Here is a 26132-nt window from a genome sequence, read left to right as displayed (position 1 = left end):
AGACACAGGTGGCAGCAATTCCATTTTTCGAAAAAGACGATAGTAATAGTATTAAAAAAATAGAAGTGTTTTAAACATTTCGCTAAAATTTTGCTAGACTTTTTTGCGTGTTTGTAATTCAATAGTTTGGGTAGTATAAAAATAAAAAGAGCTCGGTCCGCCCCGGCAAGCAATTCTGCTACTGATCAGGGGCATTTATAGTGTCGCGGCCGGACGTAAATATTATGATATGACGGAAAGGAAGATGAAGATGGCAGGGCTTTGGTTTACAGAAAAGCAAACTGAAAATTTTGGTATTACGATGAAAGTGAATAAGACATTACATACAGAACAAACGGATTTTCAATATCTAGAAATGGTGGAGACGGCTGAATGGGGCAACATGCTTTTGTTAGATGGCATGGTGATGACCTCGGTGAAAGATGAATTTGTTTACCACGAAATGGTCGCACATGTACCTTTGTTTACACATCCGCATCCAGAGAATGTGCTGGTTGTCGGTGGCGGGGACGGCGGTGTAATCCGTGAAGTATTAAAGCACCCTAGCATGAAGAAAGCAACGCTTGTTGATATCGACGGCAAGGTAATTGAATACTCCAAGAAGTTTCTTCCGGAAATTGCTGGTGCTCTCGATGATCCGCGTGTAGACGTACGGGTTGATGATGGGTTCATGCATATTGCCAAAAGCGAAAATGAATATGACGTGATTATGGTGGATTCCACAGAGCCTGTAGGCCCTGCTGTGAACTTATTTACAAAAGGATTTTATGCTGGAATTGCTAAAGCGTTGAAAGAAGATGGCCTTTTCGTGGCGCAATCAGACAATCCGTGGTTTAAAGCAGACTTAATCCGCAATGTACAGCGTGACGTAAGAGAAATTTTCCCGATTACCCGTTTGTATGTCGCGAATATTCCGACATATCCAAGCGGACTTTGGGCATTTACAATTGGTTCCAAAAAATACGATCCATTGCAAGTAAGCGACGATCGGTTCCATGACATCGAAACTAAATACTATACAAAAGAACTGCATAAAGCAGCATTTGTTCTACCGAAATTTGTTGCCGACTTAGTGAAGTAATTTAACGGAGCAACTTGATGATTTTTAAGAAAGCGAGGGATGCCTAATGCGTTTTGATGAGGCTTATTCAGGTAATGTGTTTATTAAGAGCCACCCCAGCTTTGAGGAAAGCAAAGTGGTTCTCTACGGAATGCCGATGGATTGGACGGTAAGCTATCGGCCAGGGTCGCGTTTCGGCCCTGCGCGAATCCGCGAGGTGTCAATTGGTCTTGAGGAGTACAGTCCGTATCTTGACCGCGAACTGGAAGAAGTAAAATATTATGATGCAGGCGATATTCCGCTGCCGTTCGGTAATGCGCAGAGAAGCCTTGACATGATTGAAGAGTTTGTTGAAAAAATTCTTGAAGCCGGCAAGTTTCCGTTTGGTATGGGTGGAGAGCATCTTGTTTCATGGCCGGTCATGAGGGCGGTTTATAAGAAATACCCGGATCTTGCGATTATTCATATGGATGCCCATACGGACTTACGAGAGCAGTATGAAGGCGAACCTCTGTCTCATTCTACACCTATTCGCAAAATTGCCGAGTTAATCGGTCCGCGAAATGTCTACTCCTTTGGAATCCGTTCTGGAATGAAGGAAGAGTTTGAATGGGCGAAGCAAAACGGCATGCATATTTCCAAGTTTGAAGTCCATCAGCCGTTAAAAGATATCCTGCCGGAGCTTTCTGGTCGTCCTGTGTATGTGACCATCGATATTGATGTATTGGACCCTGCTCACGCTCCCGGCACTGGCACAGTCGATGCAGGCGGAATTACTTCTCGGGAACTGCTTGCCTCTATTCATGAGATTGCCCGTTCGGATGTCCAAGTAGTAGGCTGTGACCTTGTGGAGGTAGCGCCAATCTATGACCCATCCGAACAAACCGCCAATACAGCAAGTAAATTGATTCGTGAAATGCTGCTTGGCTGGGTGAAATAACAAATATAGACGCCTGTCCCCATTGTAGGGGCAGGTTTCTTTTGTATAAATAGGAGGTGTAAAGTCTTTGGCGAATAATGAGATACCGGTAAAAATCGTCGTGAAAACAACAATAGATAAGGAAGAAACATTTGAACTGACCGTATTCGGCCGTTTTTTTCAAAAGGGACAAGCCTCCTACTTGCAATATGAAGAAGCAATGGATGAGGGAAAAGTTCGCACGATTGTGAAGGCTACAGCAGATGATATGTTGATTTTGCGCAGTGGTGCGGTAAATATGAGGCTGCCGTTTCAACTTGAAAAGACACTTCCTGGCCGTTATGAACTTCCATTTGCTGCTTTGGAGACAACAACACTGGCGAAGAAAATGCAGTTTTTTTACGAAAATGGCTGCGGGCTTATCGAAATTGTTTATGATTTTTCCATCGCGGGTGAACAAACAGGTACCTATCATTTGGAAATCAAATTCGAAAAATGCTCTAGTCTGTGAATAATTTCCAAAAATATGCAGATAGTATTAGAGAATTTTTCAATGAGGAGTGAGCCGCTCGAATGAATGTAGGAAGAGCAAAAGAAATTCTCGAATCAGCCGATATCGTAAACGTCACCTATGAAGGCACGCCGGTAATCATTCAACATGTAGATGAAACAACCAAAATGGCCCGAATCTATTACCGAAACAACCCCGAAAATGAATGCGACGTTCCAGTGTTAAATTTAATGGAAGAGTCCACGAGTGGTGCCTGACACCGCTCGTGGACATTTGTCCGTCTGGAGTGGACATTTTTCTATAGGAAGTAGGATAGGGTACCGGCGATGAGTTCTTTTAGGGTTCTGTATGGGTTGAATTTGGTCAAGGTTGCTAGTTGTAAGGGTTCGGAGTCGAGGAGGTCTTTGTTTAGTACCTCTTTTACTCTGGCGATGAAGTTAGGGTCATACAGGTAGTAGTTCATCTCCTTGTTTAGGTATAGGCTGCGTTTGTCAAAGTTGGCGGTGCCGATGTCGCAAATTTTGTCATCGATGATGAGTGTTTTGGCATGGTAAAAACCGTTTTTATATTGATAAACTTGAGCGCCTTCGCGAAGTAGCTGGCGCAGAAAGCGATAAGAGGCCTCTTGGACGAGTGCATGGTCAGCCGTGTAAGGAACAAGAAGCGTTACCTTTACACCATTCCGCAACGTAGACATTAATTCGGCAAACAACCGCTTGCTTGGAATAAAGTAAGGGGTGCCGATGATAATTTTTTCTCGCGCCTTTCTTACCATCATAATAAACCTTTCCTCAAGCAGTCCCGCCTCTGTTGGCACGAACTGATGCCGGACATCCCCTTTTTCAAGTTTGGGAAAATAATGACGTTCTGTCACATTTGGGAAATCATTTAAGGCAGAAACCTCACTGCCCACTTCATATAAAAAATTCCTGTGGGCAAAAAAACCACCCATTGCCCTTAAAGAACCCTTTCCTCCTTTGGTAAGGTCTGCTCTACGGTGGCGGTAAGGCTTGCCAGACTCCTGCAGCCCATTGTTCCGGGCGCGCCGCCAATCACGGAAAAATTCACTTTGCAGAAAGCTAACACCCTCGCCCATAATTTTTAAGTGATAATCCCGCCATGGGCTAAGCTTGGGCTTTTCATCAATATACTCTTTTCCGATATTGAATCCGCCCAAATAGCCAAGCTTTCCATCAATTACTGTCACTTTCCGGTGATTGCGAACCTGAGAAGAATAAAATACAAAAGGAAACTGAACTCTATCACTAAATGCTACTTGAACTCCGGATGCTTCAAGCCTCTTAACAAGCTTTCTGTTTATCCTCCGGCTGCCAAGACGATCAACGAGCAACCGGACCTCCACTCCTTCCCGTGCTTTATCTATTAGAAGCCCAAGAAATTCCTGACTGAACCGATCATCTTTCACAAAAATAGCACGTGAACATGGTGACGGGCATTACGGATTTCCCTGAAATAATCCTCGAAAAATTCCTTTCCATGCATAAAAATATCAAAATGGCCATGAAGAATGCCCGTTTCACGCTGATTCATAGAGAGAAGCTGTCGTCTTCGGCCTAATATAAAATCCAAAATTATCCACAAAACAATTGTAAGTAGCATAAAACTGGCAATAAATACAAAATTCATTGGGATCGATCCTCCAATCAGTTGTTTTAGTTTTTTCCCAAAAAGGATTTTTCTATGAAATCGAAAAATTAGTTGACTGAATGCTCACTCATTATATAATAGAGGTAAGATAAGTTCAGAAAATTAGTTATTTTCTCAAAGGAGAGAATAGAAAAACGAAAGGGGCGTTTTACATGAATGGTCTACTTTGGGTGAACCTCGTTGCGTTTTTGTTTGTAACCGCTTACGCTATTAGCTTGTTCGTGTACGTGGTCAAAACCCGGATCCAGTACATCAAGCTGGGGAAGAAAGCCGAGTTCGACAATAATGTCAAACAACGGCTGAAAAAAATCTGGATCATGGTGTTTGGCCAAAAGAAGCTGTTAAAAGATAAAAAAAGCGGTGCAATCCATGTCATGTTCTTTTACGGCTTCATTCTCGTGCAATTTGGAGCCATTGATTTTATTTGGAAAGGGATTAAGCCAGCATCACATTTGCCGCTCGGGCCACTTTATCCGGCGTTTACCTTTTTCCAGGAAATCATCACCTTAGTGATCTTAGTAGCAACATTCTGGGCGTTTTACCGACGCTATATTGAAAAGCTTGTCCGCCTAAAAAGAGGCTTTAAATCCGGTCTTGTCCTTATCTTTATCGGCGGATTGATGATTTGGGTGCTCCTCGGAAATGGCATGGACATGATTTGGCACGGTGAAGAACCTTCATGGTCAGAGCCAGTGGCTTCCCTTATTTCACTAGTTCTCGGCGGAATCGGGAAAACAGCCGCAATTGTCATTTTCTATATAGCATGGTGGCTACATCTGATCTTCCTGTTATCATTCCTTGTTTATGTACCTCAAAGCAAGCACGCACACTTAATTGCTGGGCCGGCAAACGTCTACTTAAACCGTTTAGATAAGCCTGGTAAGCTTACAAAAATTGATTTTGAAGATGAAACACAAGAGTCATTCGGAGTTGGAAAAATTGAAGACTTTACCCAGCTGCAAATGGTTGACTTCTATGCCTGTGTGGAGTGCGGCCGCTGTACGAATATGTGTCCGGCAACGGGTACAGGGAAAATGCTGTCGCCAATGGATTTAATCGTGAAACTTCGCGATCACTTAACATTTTATGGAGCGGCCGTGACGTCAAAGCAGCCATGGGTGCCGACCTTTGCCTTCGCGAATACGAAAGGCAATCAGCTGGCGCTTGCCGCAGCAGGACATGGAGCCAGCGAATCAGCAGCCGCAGCCTCTTACAACCCAAGCCTGATCGGGGATGTTATTACAGAAGAAGAAATTTGGGCCTGCACAACATGCCGCAACTGTGAAGATCAATGTCCGGTCATGAATGAACATGTGGAGAAAATCATCGACCTACGGCGTTATCTTGTGTTAACTGAAGGAAAGATGAATCCGGATGCCCAGCGTGCCATGACGAATATTGAACGTCAAGGCAACCCATGGGGCTTAAATCGTAAAGAGCGGGAAAATTGGCGTGAGCTTAGGGAAGATGTTCATGTACCAACAGTGAAAGAAATGAAGAAGGCCGGCGAAGAATTTGAATACTTGTATTGGGTAGGATCCATGGGCTCTTACGATAACCGCAGCCAGAAGATCGCTTTATCGTTTGCGAAATTGTTAAATGAGGCCGGCGTGAAATTTGCCATCCTTGGCAATAAGGAGAAGAACTCCGGAGATACGGCTCGCCGACTTGGCAACGAGTTCTTGTTCCAGGATCTCGCTGTGAAAAATATCGAGGAATTCCAAAATGCCGGTGTGAAGAAAATTATTACAACTGACCCGCATGCCTACAATATTTTCAAAAATGAATATCCTGATTTCGGACTCGAGGCGGAAGTATACCACCATACCGAAATTCTCTATCAATTGATAAAAGAAGGACGTCTCGTTCCGAAATATCCAGTAAATGAAACCATTACCTTCCATGATTCTTGCTACCTTGGTCGTTACAATGATGTATACGATCCGCCAAGGGAAATTTTAAAAGCCATTCCTGGTGTGAAGCTTATTGAAATGGAACGCAACCATGATCGAGCCATGTGCTGCGGTGCCGGCGGCGGTTTAATGTGGATGGAAGAAGATACCGGACAGCGTATTAATGTTGCCAGAACGGAACAGGCGCTGGAAACCAATTCAACAATCATTGGTTCCGCATGTCCATACTGTTTAACTATGCTGTCGGATGGAACAAAAGCAAAAGAAGTGGAAGACAAAGTAAAAACATACGACGTTGCCGAGCTGCTTGAAAGGTCAGTATGCGGAGAGCCAGGTACAGTGGCCTCATAAGAAACAACATGAATAGCAGAAGTTGGTTATTTCGCAAATTCAAAAATTTTAGGAATTTTGTGCCTAATAATTCAACTTCTGCTCTTTTTTGTGTAAAATAAAGATATTAATAAAACGCTTACATTGTTCTGTTTTTTTGACCAAGTATTGAGCGAGCGTTCAGTCAATTGAACATGCATGATTATTTAGATAGGGAGAGTGTTTAATATGGGGAGAACAGTCATTTTAAGTGGAGTTAGAACGCCTTTTGGTAAATTTGGCGGCGCGTTAAGCAGTCTTACGGCTGCACAGCTTGGAGGGGTTGCGATTAAGGAAGCGCTAAAGCGGGCAGATGTGGCACCAGAAGACGTCCAAGAGGTTATTTTTGGAACGGTCTTACAAGGAGGCCAGGGGCAGATCCCATCCCGCCAGGCGGCTCGGGAAGCAGGACTGCCGTGGGAAGTGAAGACGGAAACGATTAACAAAGTCTGTGCTTCCGGTCTGCGAAGTGTTACGCTTGCTGACCAAATCATCCGCCTCGGTGATGAAGAGGTCATTGTGGCCGGAGGCATGGAGTCCATGTCGAGCGCGCCGTATATTTTGCCAAAAGCAAGATGGGGCCTGCGCATGGGCGACGGCGCCGTACAGGATTTAATGATTCATGACGGGTTAAGCTGCAGCTTTACTGGCGTTCATATGGGGACTTACGGGAATTTGACGGCAGAAGAGATGAACATCAGCCGCGAAGCCCAGGATGAATGGGCTTTAAGAAGCCATCAGCGGGCAATTGCCGCCATCGAGTCCGGCAAGTTCGCTGAAGAAATAGTCGCTGTGGAAGTTCCGCAGAGAAAAGGTGCTCCGGTCGTGATTAAAGAGGATGAAGCACCAAGAAAAGACACCTCATTAGAAAAACTGGCAAAGCTTGGGCCGGCCTTTAACGGAGAAGGGACGATTACAGCCGGTAATGCTCCAGGGGTCAATGACGGTGCCGGCGCGCTTGTACTGATGAGTGAGGAACGGGCTATACGTGAAGGCCGCAAAGCAGAAGCTGTCATTATTGGCCAGGCTGCAATTGCAGTTGAAGCAAAGCACTTCCCGCAAACACCAGGTCTTGTGATAAATGAAATTTTACGGAAAACCGGTCGGTCTTTGGCGGAAATTGACCTATTTGAAATCAATGAGGCTTTTGCTGCTGTAGCGTTAGCGAGCGGGCAGATTGCCGGTTTGGATCCGGAAAAAGTCAATGTGAACGGCGGTGCGGTCGCCTTAGGGCACCCGATTGGGGCGAGCGGTGCGCGTATTATTATTACCTTGATGCATGAATTGAAGCGCCGCGGCGGTGGAATCGGGATTGCCGCGATTTGCTCAGGAGGCGGCCAGGGCGATGCGATTATGATCGAAGTGCCAAAGGCGTAGAATCATTGAATCGTATATTCGCAAATATCATCAGTTTTTACGCAAATAAACAGGCCTAACTTTTTAAAAAAGCAGGATGCAGCCTGCAGGTGGAGGGGAAAACATGAATGTTTCAAAAGTAATGGTAGTAGGTGCCGGACAAATGGGCTCAGGGATTGCTCAAGTTTGTGCCCAAGCAGGCTATCAAGTGCTGTTAAATGACTTAAAACAGGAATTAATTGAACGTGGTTTAGGTGTCATCAATAAAAATTTATCCCGGAATGTGGAAAAGGGCCGGATGACAGCTGAAGAAAAACAGGACGTATTAGGTCTCCTTATTCCATCAACGGATCTGTCAGATGCAAAGGATGTTGACCTTGTCATTGAAGCGGCTGTTGAAAATATGGAAATCAAGTCCAAAATTTTTGCCCAACTGGATGAATTTGCCCCGGCCCATACGATATTGGCCAGCAATACATCCTCCCTGCCAATTACGGAAATTGCTGCTGTGACAAAACGTCCGGAGAAAGTCATCGGCATGCATTTTATGAATCCGGTGCCGGTCATGAAGCTGGTTGAAATTATTCGTGGTTTGGCAACGGCTGATGAAGTATATCAAGTAATTGAAGAGATGACGAAAACATTAAAGAAAGTGCCGGTTGAAGTCAATGATTTTCCAGGTTTTGTATCTAATCGGGTGCTGATGCCGATGATTAATGAAGCCATTTATACATTATATGAAGGTGTCGCTACGAAGGAAGCCATTGATGAAGTGATGAAGCTCGGCATGAATCACCCAATGGGCCCGCTGACATTAGCAGATTTTATCGGTCTTGATACATGCTTGTACATTATGGAGACACTCCATGAAGGCTTTGGAGACGATAAATATCGCCCATGTCCGCTCCTGCGTAAATATGTGAAAGCAGGCTGGCTCGGCAAGAAGACGGGCCGCGGTTTTTATACGTACGAATAGAGCGCACATCATAAGGCGCACCACTAATTCTATTCATCTTCAAACAAAGATTTTGAGGGCCATTTTACAAACTCCAAAAGGGGAGAACAACATGAAACTCAAATTTACGGAAGAACAAGAAATGATGCGCAAGATGGTTCGCGATTTTGCCGCCAGCGAAATTGCACCGTTTATTGAAAAAATGGAAAATGGAGAATTCCCGGGCCCAATTCTTCGGAAAATGGGTGAGCTTGGCCTTATGGGCATTCCTGTTCCGCAGGAATATGGCGGTGCTGAGATGGATTTTACCTCCTATATTATCGCCATTAACGAACTGTCCCGGGTCAGTGCTACGATGGGTGTGATTTTATCTGTGCATACATCGGTCGGCACCAATCCCATTTTGTATTTTGGAACGGAAGAACAGAAACGCAAATATGTGCCGAAACTGGCCTCGGGTGAATATTTAGGGGCATTTTGCTTAACAGAGCCAAGTTCCGGATCTGATGCAGCTTCATTAAAATCCCGCGCAGTCCGTGACGGTGATCATTACCTTATCAATGGTTCCAAGGTTTTCATTACCAATGGCGGAGAAGCGGATGTGTATATTGTGTTTGCGAAAACCAATCCCGTACTTTGCAGTAAAGGAATTTCCGCTTTTATTGTGGAAAAAAATACCCCGGGTCTTGTGGTTGGCAAAGATGAAAAGAAAATGGGGCTGCATGGTTCAAGAACGGTACAGCTTACTTTCGAAGATATGCGAATACCGGTTGAGAACTTGCTTGGACAGGAAGGAGAAGGGTTTAAAATTGCTATGGCCAACCTCGATGTCGGCCGCATCGGCATCGCTGCCCAGGCTTTAGGAATTGCAGAGGCCGCACTGTCAGCCGCAACTGCCTACGCTAATGAACGTAAGCAATTTGGCAAGCGGATTATTGCCCAGCAAGGAATTGCCTTTAAGCTGGCCGATATGGCGACAAGTGTAGAAGCGGCAAGGCTGCTTGTCTACCATGCAGCTGACTTGAGAAGCATGGGGCAGAAATGTAGCATGGAAGCCTCTATGGCGAAGCTGTTTGCCACCCGAACCGCAGTTGAAGTAGCAACAGAGGCCATTCAAGTATTTGGCGGTTATGGATACACAGAGGATTATCCGGTAGAACGGTACTTCCGCGATGCCAAGGTAACAGAAATTTACGAAGGAACGAGTGAGATTCAGCGGATTGTGATTAGTAAGTTTCTTTAAGCTGGGCAGGTTGCTTAAAAATTGTTGATACATTAAAAAAATGTGTCGATATCGGCTAGAATGTGTCGATATCCGTGAAAAATTTGTTGATATATCTCCAATCATGTTGATATCAGCGTGCTATACCCTCATGTAAATGGGGCTGCTGCTTGAGTTTGTATTGTGCTTTTTAAGAAGGGGAGGACTAGAAGATGAATTTTCAATTAACTGAAGAACATGAAATGATTAGGAAGATGGTACGGGATTTTGCCCGGAATGAAGTAGCGCCGACGGCTGCAGAGCGTGATGAGAATGAGCGTTTTGACCGCGGGCTTTTTGATAAAATGGCGGAGCTAGGCTTAACGGGGATTCCATGGCCGGAAGAGTATGGAGGCATTGGCAGCGATTATCTTGCTTACTGTATTGCAGTAGAGGAGTTATCCCGCGTTGATTCCTCTATCGGTGTAACACTCTCCGCCCACACTTCACTAGCCAGCTGGCCGATTTATAAATTTGGCACGGAAGAACAAAAGCAAAAGTACCTTCGTCCATTGGCAGAAGGAACAAAAATCGGTGCATATGGTTTAACGGAACCTGGCAGCGGCTCTGATGCCGGCGGAATGAGAACGACGGCCCGTCTTGAAGGTGATCATTATGTGTTAAACGGTTCCAAAATTTTCATCACGAACGGCGGCGAGGCCGACATTTATGTCGTTTTTGCCTTAACAGATCCGGCAAGCCGTCAACGGGGCACTACCGCATTCATTATTGAAAAAGATTTCCCGGGCTTCTCTGTCGGCAAAAAAGAAAAGAAACTCGGTATTCGTTCGTCACCGACAACTGAAATTATTTTTGAAGATTGCAAGGTTCCGGTGGAAAACCGCCTTGGGGAAGAAGGCCAGGGCTTTAAAATTGCCATGATGACGCTTGATGGCGGCCGCAACGGCATCGCGGCACAAGCTGTCGGGATTGCTCAAGGTGCACTTGACGCCGCAGTGGAGTATGCGAAAGAACGTCACCAATTCGGCAAACCAATTGCAGCAAATCAGGGAATCAGCTTCAAGCTGGCAGATATGGCAACGGCCGTTGAAGCATCAAGACTATTAACCTACCAGGCTGCATGGCTCGAATCAAACGGACTGCCATACGGCAAAGAATCGGCGATGTCGAAGCTATTTGCGGGCGATACGGCGATGAAGGTCACAACCGAAGCGGTTCAAATTTTCGGCGGTTACGGATATACAAAGGATTACCCGGTAGAGAGGTTTATGCGCGATGCGAAAATTACGCAAATATATGAAGGTACGCAGGAAATTCAGCGCCTTGTTATTTCTAGAATGTTAACAAAGTAAGGATGGCAAAAGAATGACAAAGCGGGAGGTACATGCTTCAGTCAAAGATGAGCGCCTTGTACAGAAACGGCGCGAGCAGATGATTAAAGGAGCGGTAGCCCTTTTTAAGCAAAAGGGATTTCATCGGACAACAACCAGGGAAATTGCGAAGGCTGCTGGGTTCAGCATAGGGACGCTTTATGAATACATCCGTACGAAAGAAGATGTGCTGTATCTTGTATGTGATCAAATTTATGACCATGTCCGCGAGCGGCTCGACCAGGCGCTGGATCATAAAAAAGGAACCCTTGAGAGCTTGAAGGTAGGAATTGCTAATTTCTATCACGTGATGGATGAAATGCAGGAAGAAGTTCTCATCATGTATCAAGAAGTCAAATCGCTATCAAAGGATGCTCTGCCCTATGTGTTAAAAAAGGAAATCGAAATGGTCGCCATGTTTGAAAACCTGCTGAATGACTGTGTAGAAAATGGCGAGCTTAGTATAACGGAAAAACAGGTGAAAATCATTGCTCATGATATTTTTGTCCAAGGTCAGATGTGGGCTTTCCGCCGATGGGCGTTAAGAAAATTATTTACGTTGGAAGAGTACATTGACCTGCAGACGCAAGTTTTATTTTCCGGCTTGGGACAGCTTCACGGGAAGAGCTAGAAAATCTTCGAAAATAGGTTGGCTTGTGAAAAGAAATAAAGCTGGCAAACGGAAAATGAAAGAATAGGAGGAAAGAGGATGGGAAAATATCAGCCAAAGCACCATATCCGTTTTGTCACGGCATCAAGTTTGTTCGACGGCCATGATGCCTCCATCAACATCATGCGGCGAATTCTTCAGGCGAGCGGTGCAGAGGTCATTCACCTTGGCCATAACCGTTCGGTGGAGGAGGTTGTCAATGCCGCGATTCAAGAGGATGTACAGGGGATTGCAGTCTCCTCCTACCAAGGCGGTCATGTGGAATACTTTAAATACATGTACGATTTATTAAAAGAAAAAGGGGCGCCGCACATTCGCATTTATGGCGGAGGCGGCGGAGTGATCATTCCGAAGGAAATTAGAGAGCTTCATGAGTATGGGATCGCCCGTATTTTTTCACCGGAAGACGGGCGAAAGCTTGGGCTTCAGGGGATGATTGATCAAATGATAGAGGAATGTGATTTCTCCACAGTCGATGAAACGACTATTCATCAAATCGAAAAGCTTTCGTCAGGAGATGTCACTGCCATTGCGAAGCTGATCACGCTGGCGGAGCTGCATGTCGATACAAACTCACAAGCGGCTGCCACCGCGGAAGCAGCGCTGAATAGAGTGAAATCACTTGAGAAGAAAATACCGGTGCTCGGAATCACCGGAACAGGCGGTGCCGGCAAAAGCTCGCTGACTGACGAGTTAATCCGCCGTTTCATCAATGAATTTCCCGATAAAAAAGTTGCGATTTTGTCTGTCGACCCGACAAAGCAAAAAACGGGAGGCGCACTCTTGGGCGACCGGATTCGCATGAACGCGATTTTTTCACCGAATGTATATATGAGAAGCCTTGCCACAAGGCGTTCGAAAAACGAACTGTCGCTTGCGATTAAGGATGCCGTCTCAGTAGTAAAAGCAGCCGGCTTTGATCTTGTGATTGTAGAAACGAGCGGCATTGGCCAGGGCGACGCTGAAATTACGGAAATCTGTGATATTTCCATGTATGTCATGACGAGCGAGTTCGGAGCGCCGTCACAGCTTGAGAAAATCGATATGATTGATTTCGCTGATCTCATCGTCATTAATAAATTTGAGCGCAAAGGTTCGGAAGATGCAAAGCGCCAGGTACAAAAGCAGTATCAGCGCAGCCACATGCTGTTTGAAAAGGACATTAACGAAATGCCAGTCTACGGCACGATTGCCAGCCAGTTCAACGATACAGGCACAAACGCATTGTTTGCCGCCCTTATCGAAAAAATTAATGAAAAAATGTACACCGGCTGGGTTACTTCCTATAACAAAAAGGCTGAAGTCGAAAAACAAAATGTCATCATCCCGACGGACCGCCGTTATTATTTAAGAGAAATCTCTGAAACCGTCCGTCAATATCATAAAAAAGCGGAAGAGCAAGCCAATATTGCACGGAAGCTGTTCCAGCTCGAAGGTGCGATTGAAGCAGTAACTGACGAGAAGATCAAAGCAGCTTTGGAAGCCATTAAGCAGGAAACAGAAGCAAAATTAACACTCGAATCAAAACGAATTCTCGCTACGTGGGAGCAAACGAAACAGGCATATGCGGGAGAAAAGTTTGTGACTCGCATTCGCGATAAAGAAATCATCACCGTTTTAAAAACAAAAAGTTTATCCGGCCTTGATATTCCAAAAGTGGTCTTGCCGAAATATAAAGACTACGGTGAAATCCTCCGCTGGGTATACCGTGAGAACGTGCCGGGCTCCTTCCCGTATACGGCAGGAGTGTTCCCGTTCAAGCGGGAAGGAGAGGACCCGAAACGCCAATTTGCCGGCGAGGGCACTCCGGAGCGTACGAATCGCCGTTTCCACTACTTATCGAAAGACGACACCGCCAAGCGCTTAAGCACAGCGTTTGATTCGGTCACATTATATGGCGAGGATCCGGACTGGCGGCCAGATATTTACGGAAAAGTTGGCGAAAGCGGAGTCAGCATTTGTACGTTGGATGACATGAAGAAATTGTACGAAGGCTTTGATTTATGCCATCCGTCAACCTCGGTATCGATGACGATTAATGGTCCGGCACCGATTATTCTGGCGATGTTTATGAATACTGCAATTGACCAGCAGGTGAAGAAGAAAGAAGCTGAGCTTGGCCGCTTGCTGACAGTGGAAGAATTCGCTGAAGTGAAAGCGTATACGTTAAAAACCGTACGCGGTACGGTACAGGCTGATATCTTAAAAGAAGATCAGGGACAAAACACATGTATTTTTTCAACCGAGTTTGCATTAAGAATGATGGGCGATATCCAGCAGTATTTCATCGATCATCAAGTGCGGAACTATTATTCAGTGTCGATTTCCGGCTATCACATTGCGGAAGCGGGGGCGAACCCGATCTCGCAGCTTGCGTTCACTTTGTCCAATGGCTTCACCTATGTGGAATATTATTTGAGCCGCGGCATGAAAATTGATGATTTTGCGCCAAACTTATCCTTCTTCTTCTCAAATGGTCTTGATCCGGAGTATACGGTAATCGGACGTGTGGCGCGCCGCATTTGGGCGATCGTCATGCGGGAAAAATACGGGGCCAATGAGCGTAGCCAGAAGTTGAAATACCATGTGCAGACTTCAGGCCGCTCACTCCATGCCCAGGAGATTGATTTTAATGATATCCGCACCACTTTGCAGGCATTAATGGCGCTGCATGATAACTGCAATTCGCTCCATACCAATGCTTACGATGAAGCAATCACCACACCGACCGAAGAATCGGTAAGAAGGGCGATGGCGATTCAAATGATTATTACAAAAGAGCATGGATTAACGAAAAATGAAAATCCGCTTCAAGGTTCGTTTATTGTCGAAGAGCTGACCGACCTTGTGGAAGAAGCGGTACTAGCGGAGTTTGACCGGCTGAATGACCGCGGCGGGGTGCTCGGAGCGATGGAAACCCAGTACCAGCGCGGCAAAATCCAGGATGAATCCATGTACTATGAAATGTTAAAGCATAGTGGCAAATTGCCGATCATCGGTGTCAATACGTATTTAAATCCGAATCCACCTTCAGAAGAAGCCGTAGACAATATGGAACTGGCACGTGCGACAAAAGAAGAAAAGGAGCTGCAAATTCAAAACTTGCGTGCCTTCCAGGAAGAGCATAAGGACGAAGCGCAAGCGGCATTACAGCGCCTGAAGGAGGTGGCTGTCAGCGGCGGCAACATTTTTGCCGAACTGATGGAAACGGTGAAAGTGGCAAGCCTCGGTCAAATTACCCGCGCCCTGTATGAAGTAGGCGGACAATACCGTCGGAATATGTAAAAAAAGATTCGAGGTTTCCGGAGATTTTTGATACAATGGCTTTCGGGCCATTGTATTTTTTACTTAACGATATATTTATAAATTTTGACTTCGAGAATTGTCCAGCTCCACAAGGAAAGCTTCGACAGCATAAGCATCGCACGTCTAGAAGCGATAGCTTTTAGGCGGAGGCGCCAGCGGCTCGAGGTCACAAGCCGATCCGTCAAGAAGGCTAAAAGTGCGCCTTCTCTCCGGCTCGTCTTGTGCTTGTCGCCGCTAGGCAGGCGCCTTGCACTTTTCTTACGACAGAAGGTGTTTTTCATGAAACCAAGTATCGTCATCATTGTTCTAGTTATTTTTGCTTGGCCATTATATTATTTATATCAGCGTCAGTTAGGAGCAATTTCTTTTCTTCTGCTGGCCCTTTTCTTTTTTTATATTGCAATGCAGGAAAGGAAAAAAACAAAGAAACAGAAGAAAAATGACGGAACATGAGAAAAATCAAGACAAACTGCAATTCAAACTAGCATAAACGGAAGGAATTTGTTTATAATGAAGAATATGTCTATCGGAAGATTTCCTTCCAAATGTCCGTTAATCACTCATCAATAGAGTGTGAAATAGAGAAAGGAAGTGCCGAAGTTGAGTTTAGCACAATACTCAAAAGAGGAATTACGCGAGTTATCCCTCATTGAAATGGCTTATGAATATTTGAAGAACAGTAAGCAGCCAATTGCCTTTATGGATCTTGTGAATGAAATCGCACAAGCTGCGGGGGTTTCAGAAGAGGAAATGAGAGCACGGTTGGCCCAATTCTATACGGATATCAATATTGATGGCCGTTTCCTTTCCCTTGGAGAAAATCGTTGGGGGCTTCGGGTTTGGTATCCTGTTGATACAGCAGAGGAAGAAATCGTAACCTCTGTAAAACCGAAGAGGAAGAAAGGCAAAAAGGTTATCGATGATGAAATCGAGGATCTGGATGATTACGAAGATCTTGAGGATGAAGAATACGAAGATCTTGATGTCTTCGACGATGAAGATGAATTGCTCGACGAAGATGAAGATTTTGATGAGGTAGACGAAGTCGACGAGTTTGACGATGATGTGATCGAAGATGAGGAAGATTTCGCCCTTGATGATGAATTGGATGAAACCCTTGACGATGAAGATGATGAATTAGACGATGAGGACGAAGAAGAAGATTTGTAGGCTTGACTTTTTATCTTCAGGCTTGTATTATCTTTTTTGGGCTCCTTAAAAAAGGAACGATACCATATTTGATAATATGCGCTCCCTTACCGATGTGTAAGCGGAGCGCTTTTTATTTTATAAGTTAAACTCCGAGTGTTGGAGTTTTTACTTTTTTTTCAAAAAGCCCTTTAACAATTAAATTTATGCACAAACTGTATCAGAGGGGGAATCTTCATGACTAAGTATATTTTTGTGACTGGCGGTGTGGTGTCATCGCTCGGAAAAGGAATTACAGCGGCATCATTAGGGAGATTATTGAAAAATCGCGGGTTAAATGTAACGATTCAGAAATTTGACCCCTATATTAACGTCGACCCAGGAACGATGAGCCCTTATCAGCACGGTGAAGTGTTTGTAACGGATGATGGTGCGGAAACCGATTTGGATTTAGGGCATTATGAGCGCTTTATTGATATCAACTTAAACAAGTACAGCAACGTGACAACAGGTAAAGTGTATTCGGCTGTATTAAGAAAAGAGCGCCGTGGTGACTACTTAGGGGCAACTGTTCAAGTCATTCCGCATATCACGAATGAAATTAAAGAACGTGTTTTCCGCTCTGGTAAGGAAACGAATGCGGATGTTGTGATTACCGAGATCGGAGGAACCGTCGGGGATATCGAATCACTGCCATTTTTAGAGGCCATCCGCCAGATTAAAAGTGATATCGGCAGTGAAAATGTGTTATACATCCACTGTACATTGGTTCCATATATTAAAGCGGCCGGTGAAATGAAAACAAAGCCGACGCAGCACAGTGTGAAGGAGCTGCGCAGCTTAGGAATCCAGCCTAATATTATTGTTGTTCGCACGGAGAAGCCGATTTCACAGGATATGAAAGATAAAATTGCCCTATTTTGTGATATTGATGCAAAGGCTGTGATTGAATGCCGTGATGCTGATACGCTTTATTCGATTCCGCTTGCATTGCAGGAGCAAAATATGGACCAAATTGTTTGCGACCATTTGAAATTGCAAACCAGGGAAGCGGATATGAACGAATGGAAAATATTAGTAGATCGTGTGTTGAATCTTTCTGGAAAAGTTCGTATCGGCCTTGTTGGCAAATACGTAGAGCTTCAAGATGCCTATATTTCTGTTGTTGAAGCATTGAAGCATGCCGGTTATGCCTTTGATACCGATGTAGAGGTGAAATGGATCAATTCTGAGCAAGTAAATGCAGAGAATGTTACCCAATTGCTTCATGATGTAGATGGGGTACTTGTACCAGGCGGCTTCGGCGACCGTGGGATTGAAGGGAAAATTGAAGCGATCCGTTATGCTCGGGAGCAGAAGAAACCGTTCCTCGGTATTTGCTTGGGCATGCAGCTGGCAACGATTGAATACGCCCGCAATGTGCTGGGGTATGCTGATGCACATTCTTCGGAATTTGTTCCAGACACGAAACATCCAATTATCGATTTGCTTCCGGAACAAAAAGATGTGGAGGATATGGGCGGAACACTAAGACTAGGTCTTTATCCATGCCGTCTTGTTTCCGGTACGAAAGCATTCGAAGCGTATGAAGAAACTGTAGTATATGAGCGCCACCGCCACCGGTATGAATTTAATAATGAATATCGCCAAGAGATGGAAGAATCTGGATTTGTCTTTTCGGGAACAAGCCCGGACGGACGCTTGGTTGAGATTATTGAGATTAAAGATCATCCTTGGTTTGTCGCTTCACAGTTCCATCCGGAATTTGTATCAAGACCGACAAGACCGCAAGCCTTATTCCGCGATTTTATTAAAGCATCATTACAGAAGTAAGTTTTTGGGAGAACCAGCCTCTGGCCTTGTGGGGGCTGGTCTTTTAAACCGTTTTATAGAATCAAAAGAAAAACAGCCGCATCGACGGCTGTATTACTCTTCATATTCCGCTAACATTTCTTCAATCGTGAATTTCAAACCGTAATAAACAAATAATCCTGCCATAGATGATGGATAGCCGACACGATTGCCTGCATCATCCGGGATGAGACCTTTTGCCAGGTGTAAATCGATGTGTACATCCGCAAGTTCTGACAGATCTTCTTCTGCTTCTGAATTCGCCCCGGCCGTATGATGAACCGTAGAGACCGCCACAAACGGAATCATTCGTTCTCGGAGTCTTTCCGCCAGGGCAATTGCCTCGGGATCCTTGGATGTTCGTGAGAAAAGCAGTACTCTGTCAGCATCTGTTAGTTCAGCTTCGTTTGCCTTCGTTAATGCCTTTGCCTGCTGTAATGGTTCGGCTCCCTCAAGAGCTTCAAATACGATGGCTTTCATTTCTCCGGAACCCCAAAGATAAATAGCTCCATCGCCAATTGCCGCCTGTGCTAAAAGCCTAGCTCCGTCCTCAAATGAAAATTCTTCCGTTTCCGATATTTTTTTAAACAGCCCTAACAGCTGAGTTGCAAACATTTTGATCATAACTATCCCCCTTTTGCTCCTCTTATTATAGACATTTTTGTGAAAATTTCACCTGAAATAAGAAGGAGTTTTTCTTAAAAGGTAGAAATTATATAAAGAGAAAACAGAAACGGGTATGAATCTATTAATTTGAGAAGAGGCGTACGGATGAAAGAGAAAGTTTTAATCGTTGATGATCAGTTTGGCATTCGAATTTTACTAAATGAAGTATTTCAAAAGGAAGGGTATCAAACATTTCAAGCCGCTAACGGTGCACAGGCACTGGATATTGTTCAAAAGCATGCTCCGGATATTGTTCTGTTAGACATGAAGATTCCTGGCATGGATGGAATTGAAATTTTAAAGAGGATGAAGGTTATCGACCCTGGCATTCGAGTGATTATTATGACCGCCTATGGAGAATTAGATATGATTAAAGAAGCGAAAGCTCTTGGAGCCATTATGCATTTTGCCAAGCCGTTTGACATTGATGATATTCGTGCAGCTGTAAGAAAGCATCTGCCGCAGCGTACGAATTAATTTACGCTGTGGCACACATGATGCAAAGTAAGAAAATGATCAGCGCTTTCAATATGACAGTTTGCAAAATGCTGCTAGATTAATAGCATTTCTTAGCTTGTTTTGATATGATACATATGAATTTAACCTGACTGTTTCTTTTCGGAAAACATACATATTCATTAAAATAGAGGGAAACCATGTATATGATAAACCCTGTTTTGAAAGGATTCGGTCAATACTAAGGAGGAATAGAAATGCCTTTAGTTTCAATGACAGAGATGCTGAAAAAAGCAAAAGCAGAAGGTTATGCAGTCGGCCAGTTTAACTTGAATAACCTTGAGTTCACACAGGCGATTCTCTTAGCTGCTGAAGCAGAAAAATCACCGGTAATCCTTGGTGTTTCCGAAGGTGCTGGACGCTATATGGGCGGCTTTAAAACCGTCGTTAAAATGGTAGAAGGCTTAATGGAAGACTATAAAATTACCGTTCCAGTGGCGATCCACCTTGATCATGGTTCCAGCTTTGAAAAATGTAAAGAGGCAGTAGATGCTGGATTTACATCCGTCATGATTGATGCTTCTCACCATCCATTTGAAGAAAACGTTGCAACTACTTCTAAAGTCGTGGAGTACGCCCATTCCAAAGGTGTTTCTGTTGAAGCAGAACTTGGAACAGTCGGCGGACAGGAAGACGATGTAATCGGCGAAGGTATCATCTATGCTGATTTGAACGAGTGTGTAGAGTTAGTGAAACAAACAGGCATTGATTGCCTTGCTCCGGCTCTTGGTTCTGTTCATGGTCCTTATAAAGGGGAACCAAATCTTGGGTTCAGAGAAATGGAGGAAATCGGAAAAGCAACAGGCGTTCCGCTTGTTCTTCATGGCGGCACCGGCATTCCAACAAAAGATATCCAAAAAGCCATTTCACTTGGTACAGCGAAAATTAACGTCAACACAGAAAATCAAATCGCTTCCGCAAAAACCGTCCGGGAAGTATTAGCTGCAAATCCGGACATGTATGATCCGCGTAAATACTTAGGACCTGCCCGCGATGCTATTAAAGAAACCGTTATTGGCAAAATGCGCGAATTCGGTTCGTCAGGCAAAGCTTAAACTAAAGTATGATACATTTGGAGAATGATGTTTTTTCTGGTCCATTTTGTCATTTGCTGTAAATGTGATACAATAAAACCGCCCTTATCTTAGGGCGGTTTCAGTCTGTTAAAAGTTGATTGAAAACTTTGTCGAAAGAGGCAGGTTTCATTCACCAGCCAATGGAAACTGTTTAGAGGAGAAATTTACGATTGTCTCTAAAGACTGAATTCCTGGACAGATGCCTAACATTTGTGAGGTTTTTCCGTTTTCGAGTAATTTTTAGTTAAAGATACATGAAAATAATTTTTTCGTGTAAACTATAAGTTAGACAAACTGTCGGAATTTGATATTTGCGCTTGGGAAAATAAACCATAAATAGGTTTTCTAATTGGGATAACGGCGTTTCGCCGGCTGTCCTTTAAAATATACCCTTTTGAAGTTTTAACAAAGTAATGGCTATACCAATGACTTAGCGCTTAGAAGGGAGTCGAAAATGGAAAAACTCAAAATTGCGGGCGGATATCCGTTAAAGGGAACAGTACGAATCAGCGGTGCCAAGAACAGTGCTGTCGCTCTTATTCCTGCGACGATTTTAGCAGAATCCCCAGTTATCATCGAAGGACTGCCGCATATCTCCGATGTGGAAATCTTAAAAGATTTACTTGAAGAAATCGGTGGCAATGTACAAATAACAAGCGATGAAATGACGGTTGACCCATCAACAATGGTTTCCATGCCGCTTCCGAATGGAAAAGTCAAAAAACTGCGAGCTTCCTACTATTTGATGGGTGCAATGCTTGGCAGATTTAAAAAAGCAGTTATTGGCCTTCCCGGCGGCTGTCATTTGGGACCGAGGCCGATTGATCAGCATATTAAAGGCTTTGAAGCATTAGGTGCCAAAATTACGAACGAACAGGGTGCCATTTATCTGCGTGCCGACGAATTGCGCGGCGCCCGAATTTATCTTGATGTCGTCAGTGTCGGAGCGACGATTAACATCATGCTGGCTGCCGTTCGGGCTAAAGGGCGAACGATTATCGAAAATGCTGCAAAAGAGCCGGAAATTATTGATGTCGCCACCTTGCTGACCAATATGGGGGCGAAAATCAAGGGTGCTGGAACGGATATTATTCGGATCGATGGTGTTGACAAATTGAACGGCTGCCGTCATACGATCATCCCAGATCGGATTGAAGCAGGTACTTATATGATTCTTGCTGCCGGCATCGGCGACGGAATATTGATTGATAATGTCATTCCTCAGCATTTAGAGTCGTTAACGGCGAAGCTGAGGGAAATGGGAGTTCGCATTGAGTCAGGCGACGACCAGATTTTTGTCAGCGGTGCCGAGAAGTTGAAAGCCGTTGATATTAAAACCCTCGTATATCCAGGCTTTCCGACAGATTTGCAGCAGCCATTTACGACACTCTTAACAAAGGCACACGGAACAAGTGTTGTAACCGATACCATTTATGGTGCTCGTTTCAAGCATATTGATGAACTTAGAAGAATGAACGCCAATATTAAAGTAGAAGGACGCTCAGCCATCATTAATGGAGCTGCCCAGCTTCAAGGAGCAAAAGTAAAGGCGAGCGACTTAAGGGCCGGAGCAGCACTGTTCATTGCTGGTCTGATGGCAGAAGGGATCACAGAAGTAACGGGTCTTGATCATATTGACCGCGGCTACAGTAATCTAGTTGAAAAACTAAATGGCCTTGGAGCGACCATTTGGCGTGAGTCGTTAACACAAGAAGAAGTGGAACAATTGAAAAACATATAATTTCTAAAATTACGGATTGGGGAAACTTTTTGGATTAGAGATTAGAATAGGCAATCAGGAAAAATGGGGAGATGGGATGCAATGGAAAGAAGTTTATCGATGGAGCTTGTTCGTGTAACAGAAGGAGCCGCTCTTGCTTCAGCACGTTGGATGGGCCGCGGCAACAAAGACGAAGCGGATGGCGCTGCAACATCAGCGATGCGCGATGTGTTTGACACCGTTCCAATGAAAGGAACAGTTGTCATCGGTGAAGGCGAAATGGATGAAGCACCGATGCTCTATATCGGTGAGAAACTAGGATCTGGCTATGGACCGCGTGTTGACGTAGCTGTAGACCCGCTCGAAGGGACGAGTATTTTGGCATCAGGCGGCTGGAATGCCTTGGCGGTCGTCGCCGTTGCCGACCACGGCAATCTGCTGCATGCTCCAGATATGTATATGGATAAAATTGCTGTCGGACCGGAAGCGGTAGGACTTATCGATATTGATGCTCCGGTGATTGATAACTTGAAGGCCGTAGCAAAAGCGAAAAATAAAGACATTGAGGATGTAGTGGCTACCGTACTCAACCGTCCGCGCCATGAACATATTATCCATCAACTGCGCGAAGCAGGGGCACGAATTAAGCTGATTGATAACGGCGATGTTGCTGCTGCCATCAATACCGCATTCGATAACACGGGAGTGGATATTCTGTTTGGCTCCGGCGGCGCCCCTGAAGGTGTTCTAGCTGCGGTTGCACTAAAATGTCTTGGCGGGGAATTAATCGGAAAACTGCTTCCGCAAAATGACGAAGAACTTGAACGCTGTAAGAAAATGGGCTTAGATGTTCATAAAGTGCTTCGTATGGAAGACCTTGTAAAAGGCGATGATGCGATCTTTGCTGCTACAGGAGTCACCGACGGAGAGTTGCTAAGAGGTGTCCAATTCAAGGGCTCCCATGCCTCTACCCATTCTGTTGTCATGCGGGCCAAGTCTGGTACCGTCCGCTTTGTTGAAGGAAGACATAGTCTGAAGAAGAAACCAAACCTAGTCATTAAATAGGTGATCAAGCACCGCTGATTAGCATATTGCTTTCCAGCGGTGCCTGACACCAATACTTCAAACCTCAAGAGGAATCCTCCCGGAAAGAAATTCCAACGAATAATAGGAAAAAATCTAGTTGATTAATTTTTTACTAAGAGGGTAAAATAGAAATTGTTTTATTATAATTTATAATTATTTTTCTGCCTTTCTATTTAAAATTAGATTTCAACAGCATCATAAGGCATTTGCGTTTTTCTTTCTATTAACTTCTATTTCCAATCCTCTAATCTATTGAAATCCCCGCTGACGTAGAAAAAGCGGTTAGTAAGGAAAAATTTTAAAGAGTGGTGTACACATGGAATTAACAATTTCAACCCTAGAAAATATGAAGCTGAAGGAACTATATGAGCTTGCCCGCGAATATAAAGTGACCTATTACAGCAAATTAACGAAAAAAGAATTGATTTTTGCGATTTTAAAGTCCCGTGCCGAACAGCAGGGTTATTTCTTCATGGAAGGCGTTCTCGAAATCATCCAATCGGAAGGTTTTGGCTTCTTGCGCCCGATCAATTATTCGCCAAGCTCAGAAGATATTTACATATCGGCTTCGCAAATCCGCCGCTTTGACTTGCGAAATGGAGATAAAGTTTCCGGCAAAGTACGGCCGCCGAAAGAAAATGAACGCTATTTCGGCCTGCTTCATGTCGAAGCTGTAAATGGGGAAGACCCGGAATCTGCGAAGGAACGCGTTTACTTCCCGGCTTTAACACCGCTATATCCTAACCGGCAAATGAAGCTTGAAACAACACCTGACCGTTTATCCACCAGAATTATGGATGTAGTCGCACCGGTTGGCTTTGGACAGCGCGGTCTGATTGTCGCCCCGCCAAAGGCCGGGAAAACGATGTTGTTAAAGGAAATTGCCAATAGTATTTCTACTAATCATCCTGATGTAGAATTGATTGTTCTCCTGATCGATGAGCGTCCCGAAGAGGTAACGGATATTGAACGCTCAGTTGCTGGCGATGTGGTCAGCTCGACGTTTGACGAGGTGCCGGAAAACCATATTAAAGTCGCAGAACTTGTTTTGGACCGGGCTATGCGCTTAGTGGAACATAAGCGGGATGTTGTCATTTTAATGGATAGTATTACTCGTTTGGCACGCGCATACAACTTGGTCATTCCGCCAAGCGGCCGGACATTATCTGGGGGGATTGACCCAGCAGCCTTCCATCGTCCGAAGCGTTTCTTCGGGGCTGCCCGGAATATTGAAGAAGGCGGCAGCTTAACGATTTTAGCGACTGCATTGGTTGACACAGGGTCGCGGATGGACGATGTCATTTATGAGGAATTTAAAGGGACCGGTAACATGGAGTTGCATTTGGACCGTTCACTTGCTGAACGCCGTATCTTCCCGGCGCTTGATATCCGTCGTTCGGGTACCCGTAAGGAAGAATTGCTGATTCCAAAAGACCATCTTGATAAATTATGGGCGATCCGGAAATCAATGTCGGATTCTCCGGATTTTGCTGAACGTTTCTTGAAAAAATTAAAACAAACCAAGTCAAACGAAGATTTTTTCGAACAGCTTGGGGAGGAACTAAAATCTAGGCGATCTTAGAGAAATTCTTTTCAAAAAATCCCAGCTTGCAAAAGCGAAGTTGCGTTGTTATAATAGTTACAGTGTGTTTTTAAAAAATTGCAATGCTTGTTTTTAGACAAGCATTTAACCATAACTCTGTTTCGTAATGATTCAGGGCGGAAGGAGATGAAAAGAATGAAAGCAGGAATTCATCCAAATTATCAAAAAGTAACGGTGACTTGTGCATGCGGCAACACTTTCGAAAGCGGCTCTGTAAAACAATCGATCCGCGTAGAAACTTGCTCAGAATGCCATCCGTTCTATACTGGACGTCAAAAATTCGCTGAAGCTGGCGGACGTGTGGACCGTTTCAATAAAAAATACGGCCTTAAACAGCAATAATGTGAAACCTCCATCCCTGAGGAATTTCCTCATTTGTGATGAAGGCTCACGTACAAAAAACAGGCAAGAAGGAACTCGGCTTGCCTGTTTTTTGTTGGCTAATAATACTTTTGTCTCGGAAAATTTTAGATAAAGATGTTAAGGGTTCGGAGGAAGGAGACGCGCTTTTATGTATGTAATGAAGCATAGCGGATGGGTTGAGGTAATCTGCGGCAGTATGTTTTCTGGGAAATCGGAGGAGTTGATTCGCCGCGTGAGGCGGGCTCAATTTGCGAAACAAAAAATAGCGGTATTTAAACCAAAACTGGATAATCGCTATAGTGAGCAGTCAATAGTCTCCCATAATGGCGCTTCTTTTCGTGCGAAGCCAATTTCTCATTCCATTGAGATTCTCCATCATGTTGAAACAGATATCGATGTTATTGCGATCGATGAGGTTCAATTCTTTGACGAGGGTATTGTCAGAGTTATACAGCAGCTGGCAGATAGTGGTCACCGTGTGGTTGCAGCAGGACTTGATCAAGATTTCCGCGGTGAGCCGTTTGGTCCAATGCCGGCGTTAATGGCGATTGCTGAAAATGTCACAAAACTGCAGGCTGTCTGTGCTGTCTGCGGATCGCCAGCAAGCCGGACACAGCGTCTGATCGATGGCCGCCCGGCAAGCTATCATGATCCAGTCATTTTGGTCGGTGCTGCTGAAAGCTATGAACCGCGCTGTCGCCATCACCACGAAGTGCCGGAAAAAAGCCCAGCTTTAACTGTCAACCGAGTGTGAAAATTTTTAATCGGAAATGTATGTTGGGG

24 protein-coding genes are annotated in these 26132 nt (G+C 44.6%); 21 read left to right on the top strand and 3 right to left on the bottom strand.

What is annotated here, in order from left to right; all coding sequences use genetic code 11:
* Positions 1 to 250: 250 nt before the first annotated feature.
* From speE to BFU02S_RS05075, 4 genes are all read left to right on the top strand, one after another.
* Positions 251 to 1081, top strand: a complete 831-nt coding sequence (gene speE / locus BFU02S_RS05090) for a spermidine synthase (protein WP_157075857.1) — start codon at positions 251 to 253, stop codon at positions 1079 to 1081.
* 46 nt (positions 1082 to 1127) lie between these two features.
* The gene (speB, locus tag BFU02S_RS05085) at positions 1128 to 2000 is read left to right on the top strand and encodes an agmatinase (protein WP_066367479.1); all 873 of its coding nucleotides are present in this window, start codon (positions 1128 to 1130) and stop codon (positions 1998 to 2000) included.
* Between the two features lie 67 nt (positions 2001 to 2067).
* Positions 2068 to 2490, top strand: a complete 423-nt coding sequence (locus BFU02S_RS05080; protein WP_235841983.1) for a YwiB family protein — start codon at positions 2068 to 2070, stop codon at positions 2488 to 2490.
* A gap of 62 nt (positions 2491 to 2552) precedes the next feature.
* Complete coding sequence (locus BFU02S_RS05075) at positions 2553 to 2747, top strand: H-type small acid-soluble spore protein (RefSeq protein WP_066367477.1); 195 nt, start codon at positions 2553 to 2555, stop codon at positions 2745 to 2747.
* Positions 2748 to 2788: 41 nt separating this feature from the next.
* On the opposite strand, the gene BFU02S_RS05070 is transcribed toward BFU02S_RS05075, so the two are convergent.
* Positions 2789 to 3916, bottom strand: a complete 1128-nt coding sequence (locus BFU02S_RS05070; protein WP_066367476.1) for a phospholipase D-like domain-containing protein — start codon at positions 3914 to 3916, stop codon at positions 2789 to 2791.
* Positions 3913 to 4137 carry a hypothetical protein gene (locus BFU02S_RS05065; protein ID WP_066367473.1) on the bottom strand — a complete coding sequence of 75 codons (225 nt, stop codon included), beginning with the start codon at positions 4135 to 4137 and terminating at the stop codon, positions 3913 to 3915. Before BFU02S_RS05065 ends, BFU02S_RS05070 begins: the two co-directional genes overlap by 4 nt.
* A gap of 173 nt (positions 4138 to 4310) precedes the next feature.
* Here BFU02S_RS05065 and BFU02S_RS05060 point away from each other — a divergent pair, with 173 nt between their 5' ends.
* From BFU02S_RS05060 to pyrG, 10 genes are all read left to right on the top strand, one after another.
* Positions 4311 to 6422 carry a 4Fe-4S dicluster domain-containing protein gene (locus tag BFU02S_RS05060; RefSeq protein ID WP_066367472.1) on the top strand — a complete coding sequence of 704 codons (2112 nt, stop codon included), beginning with the start codon at positions 4311 to 4313 and terminating at the stop codon, positions 6420 to 6422.
* A 207-nt stretch (positions 6423 to 6629) separates the two neighbouring features.
* Positions 6630 to 7817 carry an acetyl-CoA C-acetyltransferase gene (locus tag BFU02S_RS05055; protein WP_066367469.1) on the top strand — a complete coding sequence of 396 codons (1188 nt, stop codon included), beginning with the start codon at positions 6630 to 6632 and terminating at the stop codon, positions 7815 to 7817.
* 103 nt (positions 7818 to 7920) lie between these two features.
* Complete coding sequence (locus BFU02S_RS05050) at positions 7921 to 8772, top strand: 3-hydroxybutyryl-CoA dehydrogenase (RefSeq protein ID WP_066367463.1); 852 nt, start codon at positions 7921 to 7923, stop codon at positions 8770 to 8772.
* Between the two features lie 91 nt (positions 8773 to 8863).
* Complete coding sequence (locus BFU02S_RS05045; RefSeq protein WP_066367461.1) at positions 8864 to 9994, top strand: acyl-CoA dehydrogenase; 1131 nt, start codon at positions 8864 to 8866, stop codon at positions 9992 to 9994.
* Between the two features lie 191 nt (positions 9995 to 10185).
* The gene (locus tag BFU02S_RS05040) at positions 10186 to 11325 is read left to right on the top strand and encodes an acyl-CoA dehydrogenase (RefSeq protein ID WP_066367459.1); all 1140 of its coding nucleotides are present in this window, start codon (positions 10186 to 10188) and stop codon (positions 11323 to 11325) included.
* A 13-nt stretch (positions 11326 to 11338) separates the two neighbouring features.
* Positions 11339 to 11974: a TetR/AcrR family transcriptional regulator gene (locus tag BFU02S_RS05035; protein WP_066367456.1), complete on the top strand. Its 636-nt coding sequence runs from the start codon at positions 11339 to 11341 to the stop codon at positions 11972 to 11974.
* A gap of 78 nt (positions 11975 to 12052) precedes the next feature.
* A complete protein-coding gene (gene icmF / locus BFU02S_RS05030; RefSeq protein WP_066367454.1) occupies positions 12053 to 15298 on the top strand; it encodes a fused isobutyryl-CoA mutase/GTPase IcmF in 3246 nt (1081 codons plus the stop codon).
* Positions 15299 to 15598: 300 nt separating this feature from the next.
* Positions 15599 to 15772 (top strand): hypothetical protein, encoded by a 174-nt coding sequence (locus tag BFU02S_RS16645; RefSeq protein WP_157075856.1) that lies wholly within the window; start codon positions 15599 to 15601, stop codon positions 15770 to 15772.
* A gap of 147 nt (positions 15773 to 15919) precedes the next feature.
* Positions 15920 to 16489 carry a DNA-directed RNA polymerase subunit delta gene (rpoE, locus tag BFU02S_RS05025; RefSeq protein WP_066367446.1) on the top strand — a complete coding sequence of 190 codons (570 nt, stop codon included), beginning with the start codon at positions 15920 to 15922 and terminating at the stop codon, positions 16487 to 16489.
* A 216-nt stretch (positions 16490 to 16705) separates the two neighbouring features.
* Positions 16706 to 18301 carry a CTP synthase gene (gene pyrG / locus BFU02S_RS05020; RefSeq protein WP_066367440.1) on the top strand — a complete coding sequence of 532 codons (1596 nt, stop codon included), beginning with the start codon at positions 16706 to 16708 and terminating at the stop codon, positions 18299 to 18301.
* A 93-nt stretch (positions 18302 to 18394) separates the two neighbouring features.
* Here pyrG and BFU02S_RS05015 read toward each other — a convergent pair whose 3' ends face one another.
* Positions 18395 to 18943 (bottom strand): DUF2529 domain-containing protein, encoded by a 549-nt coding sequence (locus BFU02S_RS05015; protein WP_066367438.1) that lies wholly within the window; start codon positions 18941 to 18943, stop codon positions 18395 to 18397.
* 147 nt (positions 18944 to 19090) lie between these two features.
* Here BFU02S_RS05015 and BFU02S_RS05010 point away from each other — a divergent pair, with 147 nt between their 5' ends.
* The 7 genes from BFU02S_RS05010 (at position 19091) to BFU02S_RS04980 (ending at position 26103) form a co-directional block, all read left to right on the top strand.
* A complete protein-coding gene (locus BFU02S_RS05010; RefSeq protein WP_066367435.1) occupies positions 19091 to 19462 on the top strand; it encodes a response regulator in 372 nt (123 codons plus the stop codon).
* A 236-nt stretch (positions 19463 to 19698) separates the two neighbouring features.
* Positions 19699 to 20556 (top strand): class II fructose-bisphosphate aldolase, encoded by an 858-nt coding sequence (locus BFU02S_RS05005; RefSeq protein WP_066367433.1) that lies wholly within the window; start codon positions 19699 to 19701, stop codon positions 20554 to 20556.
* A gap of 475 nt (positions 20557 to 21031) precedes the next feature.
* Positions 21032 to 22318, top strand: coding sequence for a UDP-N-acetylglucosamine 1-carboxyvinyltransferase (gene murA / locus BFU02S_RS05000; protein ID WP_066367427.1), 1287 nt, complete (start codon positions 21032 to 21034; stop codon positions 22316 to 22318).
* Between the two features lie 81 nt (positions 22319 to 22399).
* Positions 22400 to 23362, top strand: a complete 963-nt coding sequence (gene glpX, locus BFU02S_RS04995; protein ID WP_066367425.1) for a class II fructose-bisphosphatase — start codon at positions 22400 to 22402, stop codon at positions 23360 to 23362.
* Between the two features lie 337 nt (positions 23363 to 23699).
* Entirely contained in the window at positions 23700 to 24965 is a 1266-nt protein-coding gene (gene rho, locus BFU02S_RS04990) for a transcription termination factor Rho (RefSeq protein ID WP_066367423.1), read from the top strand.
* A 156-nt stretch (positions 24966 to 25121) separates the two neighbouring features.
* A complete protein-coding gene (rpmE, locus tag BFU02S_RS04985; RefSeq protein WP_066367421.1) occupies positions 25122 to 25328 on the top strand; it encodes a 50S ribosomal protein L31 in 207 nt (68 codons plus the stop codon).
* A 169-nt stretch (positions 25329 to 25497) separates the two neighbouring features.
* Complete coding sequence (locus tag BFU02S_RS04980) at positions 25498 to 26103, top strand: thymidine kinase (RefSeq protein ID WP_066367419.1); 606 nt, start codon at positions 25498 to 25500, stop codon at positions 26101 to 26103.
* Positions 26104 to 26132: the final 29 nt, after the last annotated feature.

This window comes from Neobacillus fumarioli NBRC 102428 (assembly GCF_001591485.1).
In the GTDB taxonomy this organism is placed as follows: Bacteria; Bacillota; Bacilli; order Bacillales; family Cytobacillaceae; genus Neobacillus; species Neobacillus fumarioli.
This window is presented reverse-complemented; position numbering and strand designations above follow the sequence as displayed.